This is a genomic window from Pseudomonas sp. DC3200b2 (assembly GCF_049895785.1).
GTDB lineage: Bacteria > Pseudomonadota > Gammaproteobacteria > Pseudomonadales > Pseudomonadaceae > Aquipseudomonas > Aquipseudomonas massiliensis.
Genome location: NZ_JAFCTA010000005.1, coordinates 223,775 through 237,931, shown reverse-complemented (window position 1 = coordinate 237,931; position 14,157 = coordinate 223,775). Strand labels below are relative to the sequence as shown.

The 14,157-nt window shown below is 65.6% G+C and carries 11 protein-coding genes and 1 pseudogene; 6 read left to right on the top strand and 6 right to left on the bottom strand.

Annotated elements, in window-relative coordinates; all coding sequences use genetic code 11:
- Positions 1 to 77: 77 nt before the first annotated feature.
- The 3 genes from ACP691_RS16295 to ACP691_RS16285 are packed head-to-tail and all read left to right on the top strand — an operon-like array spanning position 78 to position 2,895.
- A complete protein-coding gene (locus ACP691_RS16295; RefSeq protein WP_426151476.1) occupies positions 78 to 1,064 on the top strand; it encodes an iron chelate uptake ABC transporter family permease subunit in 987 nt (328 codons plus the stop codon).
- Positions 1,061 to 2,080: an iron-enterobactin ABC transporter permease gene (gene fepG / locus ACP691_RS16290; RefSeq protein ID WP_426151478.1), complete on the top strand. Its 1,020-nt coding sequence runs from the start codon at positions 1,061 to 1,063 to the stop codon at positions 2,078 to 2,080. The genes ACP691_RS16295 and fepG overlap by 4 nt, the downstream gene beginning before the upstream one ends.
- A complete protein-coding gene (locus ACP691_RS16285; protein WP_426151480.1) occupies positions 2,077 to 2,895 on the top strand; it encodes an ATP-binding cassette domain-containing protein in 819 nt (272 codons plus the stop codon). The genes fepG and ACP691_RS16285 overlap by 4 nt, the downstream gene beginning before the upstream one ends.
- 107 nt (positions 2,896 to 3,002) lie before the next feature.
- Here the strand turns inward: ACP691_RS16285 and ACP691_RS16280 are convergent, their stop codons facing one another.
- The 6 genes and pseudogenes from ACP691_RS16280 to ACP691_RS16255 form a co-directional block, all read right to left on the bottom strand.
- On the bottom strand, positions 3,003 to 6,974 hold the full coding sequence (locus ACP691_RS16280) for an enterobactin synthase subunit F (RefSeq protein ID WP_426151482.1): 3,972 nt from the start codon (positions 6,972 to 6,974) through the stop codon (positions 3,003 to 3,005).
- A complete protein-coding gene (locus tag ACP691_RS16275; RefSeq protein WP_426151484.1) occupies positions 6,971 to 7,177 on the bottom strand; it encodes an MbtH family protein in 207 nt (68 codons plus the stop codon). The genes ACP691_RS16280 and ACP691_RS16275 overlap by 4 nt, the downstream gene beginning before the upstream one ends.
- Positions 7,178 to 7,211: 34 nt before the next feature.
- Entirely contained in the window at positions 7,212 to 8,465 is a 1,254-nt protein-coding gene (fes, locus tag ACP691_RS16270; RefSeq protein WP_426151486.1) for an enterochelin esterase, read from the bottom strand.
- Positions 8,466 to 8,522: 57 nt separating this feature from the next.
- Positions 8,523 to 10,715, bottom strand: coding sequence for a TonB-dependent siderophore receptor (locus ACP691_RS16265; RefSeq protein WP_426151488.1), 2,193 nt, complete (start codon positions 10,713 to 10,715; stop codon positions 8,523 to 8,525).
- 311 nt (positions 10,716 to 11,026) lie between these two features.
- Positions 11,027 to 11,323 (bottom strand): annotated as a pseudogene (locus ACP691_RS16260) (PIN domain-containing protein); the annotation flags it as partial.
- Positions 11,324 to 11,348: 25 nt separating this feature from the next.
- Positions 11,349 to 11,588 carry a ribbon-helix-helix domain-containing protein gene (locus tag ACP691_RS16255; protein ID WP_426151490.1) on the bottom strand — a complete coding sequence of 80 codons (240 nt, stop codon included), beginning with the start codon at positions 11,586 to 11,588 and terminating at the stop codon, positions 11,349 to 11,351.
- Between the two features lie 159 nt (positions 11,589 to 11,747).
- On the opposite strand from ACP691_RS16255, the gene ACP691_RS16250 reads away from it, so the two are divergent.
- From ACP691_RS16250 to ACP691_RS16240, 3 genes are all read left to right on the top strand, one after another.
- Positions 11,748 to 12,080: a DMT family transporter gene (locus ACP691_RS16250; protein WP_040259647.1), complete on the top strand. Its 333-nt coding sequence runs from the start codon at positions 11,748 to 11,750 to the stop codon at positions 12,078 to 12,080.
- Positions 12,081 to 12,150: 70 nt separating this feature from the next.
- The gene (locus tag ACP691_RS16245) at positions 12,151 to 13,323 is read left to right on the top strand and encodes an NAD(P)/FAD-dependent oxidoreductase (RefSeq protein WP_426151492.1); all 1,173 of its coding nucleotides are present in this window, start codon (positions 12,151 to 12,153) and stop codon (positions 13,321 to 13,323) included.
- Positions 13,320 to 14,132, top strand: coding sequence for an aldo/keto reductase (locus tag ACP691_RS16240; protein WP_426151494.1), 813 nt, complete (start codon positions 13,320 to 13,322; stop codon positions 14,130 to 14,132). Before ACP691_RS16245 ends, ACP691_RS16240 begins: the two co-directional genes overlap by 4 nt.
- Positions 14,133 to 14,157 lie beyond the last annotated feature (25 nt).

Below are 14,157 nucleotides of genomic sequence, written 5' to 3'. Positions count from 1 at the left end.
GCATCCGATACTCAGTGGCATTGGACAATGCTTCGTATTACCGCAGATACATGCAGCCGCTCGAGTAACCGCTTCCCATGCGTTTTGCCTTTACCCTCCTTGGGCTGGGCCTTGCCTTGTCGTTGGCCATTGCGCTCAGCCTGCAGGTCGGCGCCAGCTATGTTCCCTTGGCCGAGGTCGCCCATGCCCTGGCCGGCCAGTGCGCCACCCCTGTCTGCACCCTGGTCACCGATGCACGCCTGCCGCGAACCCTGGCCGGCCTGGTGGCGGGCATCGCTCTGGGCACCGCTGGAGTGCTGATGCAAACCCTGACGCGCAACCCGCTGGCTGATCCCGGGGTGCTCGGGGTCAATGCCGGCGCCAGCTTCGCCATCACCGTCGGCATCGCCTTCTTCTCCGCCCAGAGCCCCTTTGCCTATCTGGCCTGGGCCTGTGCCGGGGCCCTGGCCGCCGCGCTGCTGGTTACGCTCACGGGCATGGCCAGTGGGCGCCGCTTCAGCCCGGTACGCCTGCTGTTGGTCGGGGTAGCCCTGGGCGCCGCGCTGGAAGGCCTCGGCTCGGGTATTTCACTGCTGCACCCGCTGGTGTACGACCACGTTCGCTACTGGCAGGCAGGCTCCCTGGATATCCGTGACTTCGCCCTGCTGCACTGGGCGGCGCCCGCCATCATCGGCGGCGTGCTGCTGGCCCTGAGCCTGGCTCGCTCGCTGGACAGCCTGGGACTGGGCGATGACCTGGCCGCGGCCCTCGGAACCGGTGTGCTGCGTACACAGGTACTGGGGTTGGTCTGCATCACCCTGCTATGTGGCGCTACCACGGCGCTGGTGGGGCCGGTCGCCTTCGTTGGGCTGATGGTGCCGCACATGGCGCGGCGCGTCGCCGGCCCGGCTCATGGCCGCGCGCTGCCGGCTGTGTTGCTGATCACGCCCTTGTTGCTGTTGCTGGCGGACACCCTCGGCCGAGTGCTCACCGCCACGGAGTTGCGGGTATCCATTGTCACCGCCTTGCTGGGGGCGCCCATGCTGGTGCTGCTGGCGCGGCGCAGTCGCTTGGTGGCCCTGTGAGCGGCCTTGCAAGGGGCGTTGCCAGCGGGGCTTGGCTGCGGCCGCGCGTGCTGGGATGCGCCCTCGGCCTGGCCGTGGCCTGCGTTTGCCTAGGGTTCTATGCCTTGGGCAAAGGCACCCTGGCGCTCGCGCCCGAGCAGCTTCTCGACGTCCTGCTCGGCCGTGGGCCGAACGCCATGCGCCTGGTCGTGATGGAGTGGCGCCTGCCTCGGGTCGTGGCCGCGCTGTGCCTGGGCGCGGCCCTGGGGGTAAGCGGGGCCATTTTCCAATCATTGCTGCGCAACCCGCTGGGGAGCCCGGACATTCTTGGCTTCAATCTCGGCGCCTATACCGGCGTACTGGTGCTGGTGGTGCTTTTCAAGGGCAGCGTACTGGCCAGCACCGGCGCCGCCATGCTCGGTGGCCTGCTTACCGCCGGGCTGGTCTACCGCCTGGCCTGGAACGGCAGCCTGAGCGCGTTGCGCCTGATCGTCATCGGCCTGGGCGTACGGGCTTTTCTGCTCGCAGTGAACAATTGGCTGGTGACCAACACCACCCTGGATACGGCGGTTTCGGCGGGCTTGTGGAACGCCGGTTCGCTCAATGGAGTGACCTGGGCCAAGGCCGCGCCGGCGCTGGCGATCATCGGGCTGGCGCTGATCGCCGCCTTGCTGTTGAGCCGGCGCATGCGCCTGCTCGAAATGGGCGACGACCTGGCCTGTGCCCTGGGCGTACCCGTGGAGCGCTCGCGGCTGTGGCTGTTGCTGGCGGGTATCGCCTTGGCCGCGGCGGCAACCGCGGTGGCAGGGCCCATTGCCTTCGTGGCTCTGGCCGCGCCCCAGATCGCCCGTCGCCTTAGTGGTGGCCAGGCCCTGGCGTTGCCCATGGCCGCGCTGAGCGGAGCGTTTCTGCTGCTAAGCGCGGACTTCGCCGCGCAACACCTGCTCAGCCCCTATCAAGTGCCTGTTGGCCTGATCACTGTGAGTGTGGGCGGGCTGTACCTGATCGCTCTGCTGATTCGCGAGGCTCGCCGATGACCCTACGCCCCCCTGTTGCCAGCCGGCTCAGCGCCACGGACCTGACCCTCGCCTACGATGGCAAGGTGGTGGTGCGCGACCTTTCGGTGGTTATCCCGGAAGGCGAGCTGACCGTGATCATCGGCCCGAACGCCTGTGGCAAGTCGACCCTGCTGCGCAGCCTCAGTCGCCTGCTGCAGCCGGCCGGCGGGCAGGTGTGGCTCGACGGTCAGGCGATTCATGCCTACCCCACCAAGGAAGTGGCGCGGCGCTTGAGCCTGCTACCGCAAAGCGCCAGCGCCCCAGGGGATATCACCGTCAAGGACCTGGTCGCCCGGGGCCGCTATCCTCATCAGGGCCTGCTCAGCCGCTGGCGGGCCGAGGACGAACGCGCCGTGCAAAAGGCCATGGCGGCCACCGGCGTCGACGGCCTCTGGGCCGAGCCTGTGGATACCTTGTCTGGCGGCCAGCGTCAGCGGGTATGGATCGCCATGGTACTGGCCCAGCAAACCCCGCTGGTATTGATGGACGAACCCACCACCTGGCTGGACATCACCCATCAGATCGAGCTGCTCGAGCTGCTCGAACACCTGAACCAGGACCACGGCCATACCCTGGCGGTGGTCTTGCACGACCTCAACCAGGCCTGCCGCTACGCCACCCACCTGATCGCCATGCGCGACGGCAAGATCGTCGCCAGCGGCCGCCCCAAAGACATCGTTACGGTGGAGCTGATCCAGCAGGTCTACGATCTGCCTTGCACCATCATCGAAGACCCGGTCGCCCATACCCCGCTGATCATTCCGCTGGGTAGCCGCCCTGGCCGGCGCCCATGATCCAGCGAACCCCGTAGGCGCCAGCGCTAGCCGGCGAATGGGCGCCTATCAGTGTCACCCATTATTCACCAGCTAGCGCTGGTTCCCATAGGGTGCGCGCCCCGCTTTTACAGCGCCTTCAAGGCACGGTTGATCATCGGCCCCACCTGGGCCAGCATCGCTGGCGAGATAATGTCCACGTGGGCGCAATCCAGGCGTTGCACGGCCAGCTTGTCGACGAAGCGGCCCCAGGTCTGGTTCACGTCCATACCCAGGGGCAGGGTCTTCTCCGCCACGTACAGAGTGGCGGTACCCGCGAAGTGAACACTGCGGGCGGTCGCCAGCAGGCGCACGGCGTCGCCGTAGTTGGCCTCGATCTGCTCGAACAACCGGGTTCCGCCTTCACCCCCCGCTTCGCCCAGCACGCCGCGCTGGGCCGCCAGGAACTGTTCCCGCTCTCGGTTCACTTCCGCCAGCACTTCCGGGTCCAACTGGTGCTGGCCGGCGCGTTCGTCCCAGTTCTGGGTTTCCGGTGGATAGGTATCGAGCAGGCCCAGGAAAGCCACTTCCTCCCCAGCGTCGCGCAGGCGCGCGGCAATACCGTGGGCCAGGGTGCCACCCAGGGAATAACCCAGGAAGTGATAGGGCCCGTGGGGCTGCACGCTGCGAACCAGGGTCAGGTGAGCTTCGCAGACTTCGTCCAGGTGCTGGCCGCGCTGCAATGGGCCTGGCGGCGAGGAATCCTGGCCACGAGGCGACTGAATGCCCACCAGCGCCCAGTGCGGATCGATATAGCGCTGCAACACACTGAACTGCCAGGCGAAGCCGGAGGCAGGATGGAAGCAGAACAGGGTCGGCCCCTTGCCCGGGCGCAACGGCAGCAACGCGTCGGCACCGGCGGCCTGGGCCTCGGCTTCGCTGCGCTGGGTTTCGAGCAGGCGCGCCAGGCGCTCGACCGAGGACGCGATCATCACCTGGCCCACGGCCACGGGTCGCTCCAGGGTTCGGCGCAAGGTCGCGGCCAAGGTCATGGCCAGCAACGAATGCCCGCCCAAGGCGAAGAAGTCGTCTTCGGCGTGAACGTCATCGCGGCCCAGGATCTGCCCGAAGGCTTCGGCGATGCGCTGTTCCAGGCCGGGCGCCGGGGCGCGGCCGGCGGCCTTGCTCTGCACGTTCGGCGGCGGCAAGGCCTTGCGGTCCAGCTTGCCGGTGGCCCCCAGGGGGAAGGCGTCCAGGGGTACCAAGGCCACCGGCACCATATGAGCCGGCAGGCGGTCCGCAAGGGTGCCGCGCAAGGCCTCCAGGTCCAGCTCGACGCCTGGCTGGGCAATTACATAGCCCACCAGTTGCCGGGCATCGCCGCCGTCGGCCGGGGCGGTGTCGCTCAACACACGGGCGTGGGTCACGGCCTGGGCTACGCCGGGGAGCGCCAGCAAGGCATGGTCGATCTCGCTGAGTTCGATGCGCTGCCCTCGAATCTTCAACTGGTCATCGCTGCGCCCCAGGTACTCCACTGCGCCGTTGTCCAGCCAGCGGGCCACATCACCGGTACGGTACATACGCTGGCCGTCCGCGTAGGGGTCGGCCACGAACCGGCTGGCGGTCAGTTCCGCTCGCCCCAGATAACCGTGGGCCAGTTGCACCCCCGTCAGGTACAGGTCCCCCGCTACGCCGGGCGGTACCTGGCGCAGGCGACGGTCGAGAATGCGCAGGCCGGTGTTCCAGACCGCAAAGCCGATGGGCACGCTGGCGCCGCTGACCTCGGCCAGGACCGGGCCATGGGCCGGGTACCAGCTGACATCCACCGCCGCCTCGGTCGGGCCGTAAAGGTTATGCAGAGCTACGCCGGTACGCCGCTCCCAGCGGCGGCATAGCTCGGTGGGCAGGGCTTCGCCACTGCAGAACACCTGGCGAAGCGGCCTGCAGCGCGCCACCGCTTCGGGAGCGTCAAGGGTCGCGACGAAAGCGGCCAGCATCGAAGGCACGAAGTGCATGGTGGTGACGCGCTCCTGCTCGATCAGCCGCTGCAAGGCCTCCGGGTCCCGGTGCGCCTCGGGCGGGGCCATATGCAGCCGCGCGCCTACCATCAAGGGCCAGAAGAACTCCCATACCGAAACGTCGAAGCTGCTCGGGGTTTTCTGCAATACCACGTCGGCCAAGCCGATGGGGTATTGGTGCTGCATCCACTGCAAGCGGTTGACGATGGCCTGGTGCCCTACCACGACCCCCTTTGGGCGACCGGTGGAGCCGGACGTGTAGATGATATAGGCCGCGCTGGCAGGGCTTGGTCCACGGAAGCCGCGGGGCAGTGCCGGGTCGGCCTGCAGCAGGGTGTCATAGCGCAACATCGGGCTGGCGCAGGCGTTGCCCAGGCGCTCGGCCTGGTCCGCCGAGGCCAGCACCAGGCGCGGGCTGGCGTCCTCCAGCATCAGCGCCAGACGCTCATCCGGGTAGCCGCTGTCCAGCGGCAGATAGGCCGCCCCTACTTCCAGAATGGCCATCAGGGCCAACGACAGGAACACCGAGCGCGGCATCGCGACGGCAACGGTATCGCCAGGGCGCACACCCTGCTGAACCAGGCGCTGGGCCAAAGCCACTACCTGTTCGCGCACCTGCCGATAATCCAGCTGATGTTCCGCGTCGGAAAGCGCTGGCGCCCCTGGGGTGAGTTCGGCCTGCCGGCGCAGTAGACTGGCCAGCGTGTCCTCACTCAGGAAGCGTGCCGTATCGTTCACCTTGGCCAGCAGGGCATGGTCCGTGGCGTCCAGCAGGTCGACCGCCTGGCAAGGCTGTTGTGGGTCCGCGGCGAACTGGCGGGCCAGCCAGCCGAAGCGCTGGACATGCCGCGCCAAGGCCCGGACTTCATAGCGCTCGGCGTTGGCCAGTACCTCAAGAGTCAACTGCTGGGCCTGATCCAGATAAAGGGTGATTTCCAGGTCCCGCACCGGCCCCGCAGCCAACGCGTGGGTGGTACCTGGCACACCCGCCAGGTCCAGCTGGAAGTCGAACAGCTTGAGGTTGATCACCGCGCCATACAGCGGCTGGGCATCGCCGACGCGGCCCAGGTCCCGCTGGATCTGCTCAGCTTCATAACGCTGGCGGCGGCGCAGCGTCCTGAGTTCCTTGGCCACGGTCGCCGCCAGATCCACAAGGCGGTCTTCGGCCCCCACACGCACTTGCATCGGCAATACGTTGATGACCGCGCCCGCCGCGGTGGCCGCCGCCGAGCCCAGGCGGCGCATGAAGATGAAGCCCGTGGTGAAATCGTCCAGCCCACCCAGGCGCGACAGCCAAAGCCCTACCAGCGCCACGGCCACGTCCGCCGCGCTCAGGCGCTGTGCCTCGGCGGCAGCGATCAGGGGGCGCAGCGTATCAGGCGCGACGACGCAGCGTTCGCGCAGCAGTTGGGTCGTAGGTACCTGTCCGCCAAGCGGAGCGGGCGAGAGACTGACCGCCGGGGGCAGTTGGCTGGCTTTTTCCTGCCAGAAGGCGCGGTCCTGCTGGTATTTGTCCGATGCCTCGTAGGCCTGATATTCCTCCACCACTCGCTCGAAAGGCGTCCAGGGCGACGGCCCGGGCGCTTCGCCGCGCATGGCCGCGCTGTAGCGTTGGGCGATACGACGGGTAAGGCCAGCGAAGCTGTAGCCGTCCAGCGCCAGGTGATGGTAACGCTGGTACCAGCACCAACGCTGTTCGCCGGTGCGCAGCAGCACATTGCTCCACTGCAAACCCTTGGCCGTGGCGCGCAGGTCCTGGCGCAAATCCGCCTGCATCCACGCCCGGGCGGCAGCATGCGGGTCTGGCTGGCCGCGCATGTCCAGCACCACCGCTTCAGGCAAAGGCGCCCGCGGGTCGAAGCGCTGGGTGGGCACGCCGTCGCGTTCCTCGAACACCATCCGCAGGGTATCGACTTCCGCCATTCCATCCGCGATGGCCTGGCGCAGGACATCCAGGTTCAGCTCACCGTCCAGCTCCACATAATGGGCCACGGCGTAAGCGTTAGGGTGGGGCGTGAGCTGGTCGGCTACCCAGATGCCCGGTTGCGCCGCCACCAGCGGCAGCTCGCGCTCGGTTGCCATGCTTGCGTTGAGTTCGATCATTGTTCGCTCCCCTCGGCCGCGGCCAGGCTCGTCCAGGCTAGCTCCACCCACTGGCCACAGGCTTCCCGGCTGGCGGGGCCATGGACCTGACGCCAGCCAGCCGGGATGACCGCGAAGGCAGGCCACAGGCTATGCTGGCCTTGCCCATTGGCCAGGACGTAGCACAGTTGATCGGGATCATCGAAGGGGTTGAGCTGTTCCACGGGCGTATCCTTTTCAATCCAAAAACGAAAACGGCTAACGGGCGACATCCGCCCAGAGCGAGGCCAGGCCATCGAGCAGGCCGCCGCGCCAACAGAGAGCATCGTGGCCGCCGTCCACGCGGCGCCAATCGAAAGCCCAACCCCGCTCGGTCAGCAGCTCAACCAGGCGCAGGTTGGCCCGATCGATCAGCGGTTCGCGCTGCCCCGCTTCCAGGTAGAGCTTCAGGTCAGCCCCTTGCCCCAGTCCCTGTTCGAGCTGCTGAATCAGCCAGCCATCGCTGGCGGCGTCCGCCGCTTCGCGCCTTGGCCACCAATAGGAGCCGGATTGGCTCAGTACGCAGCCGAAACGCTCTGGCCAATGTAAGCCGGCGTAGAGCGCCGAGAGGCCGCCGAAGCTTTGCCCGGCCACTACAGTGGTAGCGGCGGCCTCGCTGAAGCAGGCATGGTGGCGCGCCAAGGGCAGCAGCTCCTGTTGCACGGCGTGCCAGAAATCAGGATTACAGGTGAGTTCGCGAGCGCGATGCTGGCTGTCGATATTGTCGATCAGCAGGTAAACGGCGCCGGGCAGTACGCCTGCCCCCGTCAACTGGGCGATGGCAGGGCCTACCGGTACGGTTTCGGCCCAGAACCTGCCATCGAGCAGCAAGGCCAGGGGACGCCGCTGGTCGCTGTCGTCGCCCGTGACGCCCAGCCACACCCGGCGCTTGTTGCCCAGCATCGGGCTGTCCCACTCCAAGGCCTGCCAGCGGGGAAAGCCTGGGGCGGGCCAGGGCTCACCGCGATCGAAACCTGCCCAGGCGGCTTGCGCCGGAGCCTCGGGCAGTTGCGCCGTGGAAACCTGGATGCCACGTTGCCCCGTCCAGCCCCGCGCGCGATTGAGCGGGTCCGGGCGCGCGGCCTGGAAGCGTGCACGCCACCAGGCTCGCAGCGCCTCGCGATCGCCTTCCGGCCCTGCCGCTTGCTCGCTGGGAATCAGGCTGTAGGTGCCTCGCCAGGTAGCGGGCAGTTCGATCTGGAAGTACCACAGGTCCGTATCACCCCAGCGCGTCAGGCTACGCGGCCCGCCAGGTTGATGGTGATCAGTGACGCCGGTGATGTTGATCCATACCCGTTGGGTACTGGAGTGCTCGGCGCGCCCTTGAGGGTCTCGCCATAGGAAAGTCAGTAGGCAGTGGCCAGGCCCCGCCGCTTCGATCAGCGGCGTGCCTTCGACGGCCACTGCCTGCCACCAGTGTTCGGTAGCGATGTCGCTACGCTGCAGCCAGGCGCTGCGGGCGGTGTCAGGCATCAGCGCGTTCCAGGTGCGGCCACGGGCCGGGGTGAGCCGGCCGCGACGCTTGAGGGGTCAGAAGTCGTAGCGCGCGCCCACAGTGAGGCTACGCGATGGGCCGTACATGTTGAAGGTGGACACCGAGCCGACGCGGGAGTAGTAATCCCGGTCGAACAGGTTGTTCACGTCCAGGGTGGCGGTAAGCTGCTTGGTGACCGGGTAGGCCAGTTTGGCATCCACGGTGGCATAGCCCGGCGCGCTGATCTTGTAGTTGCTACCCTCTATATAGAAATCGCTCATGCCAGTAACGCCCGCACCTAGACTCAGCCCAGATAGAAGCCCACCGTCCAAGGTGTATTTGCTCCATACCGAAGCCTGATGGCGAGGCATAGTCATGAACGCAGTAGTGGCCGCGCCCTCTAGGGTCTCGGTTTTCATATAGGTGTAACCGGCGATCACGTCCCAGTTGGGGGTGAGGTTACCGCTGACCTCGAACTCGGCGCCGCGGATGCGCGATTTACCTTGGGCTACGTAGTAGCTCGCAGTGTTCCCATTGGCATCCACCGGGTTGACCGCCCGGTTCTTGTCGTTCAGCTGGAAGGTCGACACCCGGGCGTTGAGGTTGCCGTCCAGGTAGCTGCCCTTGATGCCTACCTCGAACTGCTCGCCTTCATGAGGCTTGATCAGCTTGCCGTCCTGGCCGACCTGGGATTGCGGCTTGAACACCTGGGAGTAGCTGGCGTAGAGCGAGTGATGCTCGTCCAGGTCGAAGACCAGGCCGCCGTAAGGGGTCACATGGCTGTTGACGTCACGGTCGCTGCCACTTTTAGCGCCGCTGGACAGCGTGGTGGTGTAGCCCTCGCCACGGTAGTTGCTCAAGCGCGCGCCACCGATCAGCGCCAGCCGCTCGATGGGGCGGAAGGTGACCTTCGAATACAGGCCCAGCTCCTGCTCGTCAGTATCCACCTGGCTGGTATAGAACTTGGAAGGCTTGGCTACGCTACTCGGATCATAGTTATAGACATTGATCGATGCCAGATTAGCTTTCGTACCATCCTTATAGCTGGTGTTGTAGTGCTTGTAGTCGGTCCCCACCACGAACTCGCTCACCTGGCCCAGGGCCGCGAAGGGCTGGCTGTAGCTGGCGTCCATGGAGAAGGTGTCTTGCTCGAAGTCCCGGGCCGTAGCACGCAGGCTAGTGCTTCCATCAGCCTTTACCGCGCCGCCGGTGAAGGCATACATGTACTGGGTGTCGCGCTGGGAGCCGCGCAGGGCGATACGGCCATAGCCGCCGTTTTCGAAGCGGTGGGTCAGCTCGGCGGTGAGGTCCGTGGTCTTGCCGTCGAAGGAGTTCCAGTCCGCGCCGAAGAACTTCGAGTGGCTGAAGTTCAGCAGGTTGCCCTTGCTGTCAGTGGGGTAGCCGTTGTTGGGGCTCAGGTTCTTGACTTCGTGCAGCAGACCGAAGGACAACTGCGTGCTGTCGTTCAGGTCAACGTCCAGCGCGCCGTAGTAGGTGTTGCTGGTGTTGTCGTTGTAGTCCGCCTCGCCATTGGTGTCGGCGCGAGAGGCGATGAAACGCCCACGCACGCGGCCGGCTTCATCCAGCGGGCCGGAGACGTCCACTTCCTGGTAATTCTGGTCCCAGGTGCCGTAGCGGCCTTCCACATGGCCCTGGAACTCGGAGGTCGGGCGCTTGCGCACCATGTTCACCACGCCGCCCAGCTCGCTGGTGCTGTTGAACAGCCCGGACGGGCCGCGCATCACTTCCACCCGGTCGAAGGCAACCAGCGACGGCACGGTGCCGAAGATGCTGGCCATGGGCGCGGGCAGGCCGTCGATGTTGAATTCGTCGTACTCATAGCCGCGGGCATAGATGGACGAACGGCCGCTGTCGTTGCTCAGGGTTCGCAGGCCAGCGGTGTACTTGGCCAGGTCATCGAGGTGCACGAACTGGCGGTCGCGGATGTACTCGTTGGTGTAGCTGGTGGTGGACTGGGGAATGTCACGCAGGGCGGCCGGGGTCTTGCTGCCTACCGTGGCCGAGTCGACGGTATAGCCACCGGTTTGCTCGGAAGGTGGCATGTCGTACAGCCGATTGCCCTCGACCGTCAGGGTGTCCAGCTCCACGGCCGGCTCCTGCAAGGCGACCGTCTCGGCCAGCGCGCTGAGCGGAAACGGCGCCAGAAGGCTGGCTGAAACCCCTGCCAGCAACGAGCGCTGGGCGCGACGGCTTGTGAACAGCTGCGTGATTCCCCGGTGAACGTTCATCTTATGTCCTTTGTATGCCACGTTGCGGTAAGCAGACCGGCCTTGCGGGCTTGTGGGCTGCGGTACAGCGCCCCCGTCTATGAGCCGGTCAGCGAATGGTATTGAAGCGGCGCAAGCGCGAGGAAACAGACTGTACTTGCCACCGCGTCATTCGGGTGCGAGGAACACCCTTCACCCGGGCCGCCGGGATGGTAATCAATCTCAATAACATCCGCAAACACATTGCGCGTTATATAGAGATTGATACATTCGAATGGATAGGCGTTGCCAAGGGTATGTGAAGATGGCGTCTACAAGGCCTGGTAGCAGAACTAGGCCGGAGTGACTATTCGGGCTCGACCGAATCGTTCCCGCTGGAGCAAACCAGCCCGGCGGTCACCTGTGATCAGATAATCAGCCTCGCCAGCCAGGGCCATGCTTGAAAGAAAAGCGTCATCGGGGTCCTCCGTCTCCTCCGTGATCAATAGCCGCTCCGGCACAATGGCTCGCTGAAGGTTGTCCACCATCGCTCCAACCTTGGCCGGTTGCAGAATTGCTCGAAGCTTAGGATATCGGCTCGCCCGCCGGATCTCGTCAAGCTGATGACGGGAAGTCACCAGCTCGAACCGATATTGCTGTCCAACACCACCCGCATCAGGATCTACGAGCCCACGTAAGTGCTTCTTCTACCGCGCCGCTGACAGTTTCCTCAGATAATTCGGCGTTTGTCAGCTTCGCTTGCTTGGCGCTTTGCTCAAGGATGTAGCAGCGAACTGCTTCTTCGATGAATCTGGAAAGGTCGCCTTTGCGCCCTCCACCCTGGCTCGCAAGAAACATGCGAAGCTTGCGATCAATTTCAGCCGACACGGCCAGATTCCAACGAACAGTATCCATGGAGAACTCTCCCGCCTGATAGGTGTATAAGCGCATACACCTATTGAGCCGTATCATAAAGTCCGCCTCGACGGAGATGAACGCAAATATCCTTGCGTCTGCTGTCGCCTCCCCCTCCGCTTCCCTAGAATGACCGAAAACAGCCGACGGACCGCTTCAATGACTGCCTACTACTACCTCGCCATCGCCATCTGCGCCGAAGTGATCGCCACCGTTTCCATGAAGGCGGTGAAGGGCCTGAGCACGCCTTTGCCCCTGGCGCTGGTCATCCTGGGGTACGGCATCGCCTTCTTCATGCTCACTCTGGTGGTGCGCAGCATCCCGGTAGGCATTGCCTATGCGATCTGGGCGGGGATGGGCATTGTGATGGTAAGCATCGCCGCGCTCTTTGTTTATGGGCAGCGCCTGGATGTTCCGGCCATGGCGGGCATGGGGTTGATCGTGGCCGGGGTGGTGGTGATACAGCTGTTCTCGAAAACCGCGGGGCACTGAGCCAGGCAGAGCGACGCCGAGCTTGCTGAGTAAAGGTATACTGCGGGCCGGTTTGTACACGAGGTCGCTCATGCCCACCCCCATTTCCACTGATGTGCTCATCGTCGGCGCAGGCGTCGCTGGCCTGTGGCTGAACGCGCGCTTGCGCCGGGCTGGCTGGTCTACCCTGCTGGTCGAGCGCGGCCCCTTGGGGGGCGGCCAGACCCTCAAGGCCCAGGGCATCATTCACGGGGGGGCGAAATACGCCCTGCATGGCGCGCTTACCGGCGCTTCCGAAGCCATCGCCGACATGCCCAGGCGCTGGCGCGAGGCCTTGGCAGGCATGGGTGAGCTGGACCTGCGCGGTGTGCGTCTGTTATCCGATGCTCATTATCTGTGGTCACCCGGCACCCTGGCGGGCAACCTGACCAGCTTTTTCGCCAGCAAGGCCGTGCGTGGCCGGGTGGATACGGTCAAGGGTGACCAGCTTCCGCCAGCGCTGCAAAACCCGGCCTTCAGGGGCAAGGTCTACCGCCTGGCCGAGTTGGTGGTGGACGTACCGAGCCTGGTGGCTCGTCTGGCCGAACTGGCTGCTGGCAGCCTGCTGGCCGGTGAATGCCTGCAGCCTTTGCGTGAAGACGGCCGCTTGGTGGGCCTGCGCGTCGACGGCCGCGACATCCGAGCGCAACGCATCGTGCTCAGCGCCGGCGCGGGCAACGAAGCGCTGCTCAGCGAACTCGGGGTAGCGCAGCCGGCCATGCAGCGGCGTCCGCTGCACATGGTGCTGGTCAAGGGCCCGGCGCTCAAGCCTTTGTATGCCCACTGCCTGGGTGGCGGTCCCAAGCCGCGGCTGACAGTGACCACCCACCCTGGCAGCGATGGTCAGTGGGTCTGGTACCTGGGCGGCGAATTGGCCGAGGCGGACGGCGTGGCCCGCAGTGAAGCCCAGCAGATCGAAGCGGCCCAACGTGAGCTTGGCCAATTGCTGCCCTGGCTGGACCAGAGCGGCCTGCACTGGTCCACCTTGCGGGTGGATCGCGCCGAGCCTGCCCAGTCAGGCCTGGTTCGCCCGGACAATGCCTTCCTGGCCACCGATGCCCCCCTGCTGGTGGGCTGGCCCACCAAACTGGCCCTGGCGCCGGACTTCACCGACCGGGTAATCGCCGCGCTGGAGCGCGACGGCGTTCGCCCTGGGCCCGCCGAGCCATTGCCACCGTTACCGGCACCGCCCCTGGGCGTGCCTGCCTGGGCGGCGTTGCCATGAGCCTGCCTAGCCTGCACGGCTTGTGGCGCCAGCTGGGCGCAACGGGCGCGAAGGTATCACCCCTGGGTCTGGGCACGGTGAAGCTCGGACGCGACCAGGGAGTAAAATACCCCAACGGCTTCACCATTCCTGACGACCAGCAGGCCGCGGCGCTATTGCGCCAGGCCCAAGCCCTGGGCATCAACCTGCTGGACACCGCGCCGGCCTATGGCCACAGCGAAACCCGCCTGGGGCCCCTGTTGCGAGGCCAGCGCGACCAGTGGGTGATCGTGAGCAAGGTGGGTGAGGAATTCGAGAACAACCAGTCCCGTTTCGACTTCAGTGCCGAGCACACCCGTTTTTCAGTGGAGCGCAGCCTGAAAAGGCTGGAGACCGATCGCCTCGATCTGGTTCTGGTGCATTCGGATGGCAACGACCTGGACATACTCCAGCGAACCGACGTGTACCCTACCCTGGCCCGGCTGAAACAGGAGGGCAAAATCCTCGCCTATGGTTTTTCCGGTAAAACCGTTGCCGGGGGGCTCAAGGCGCTGGAGCATGGCGACTGCGCGATGGTCACTTACAATCTGAACGAACAGGCGGAACGCCCGGTCATTGAATACGCAGCGTCACATGGCAAAGGCATTCTGATAAAAAAAGCCTTGGCCAGCGGCCATGTCTGCTTACAGCCAGGCATAGACCCGGTACGGGCCAGTTTCCAGGCCTTGTTCGGTCAGCCGGGCGTGACCGCGGCCATCGTCGGCACCATCAACCCTGTTCACCTGGCCCACAACGTGGCCACCGCCGCCGCGGTTCTGCGAGCCCCTTGAGGCGAAGGCGCGGCGGTCGCTGAAA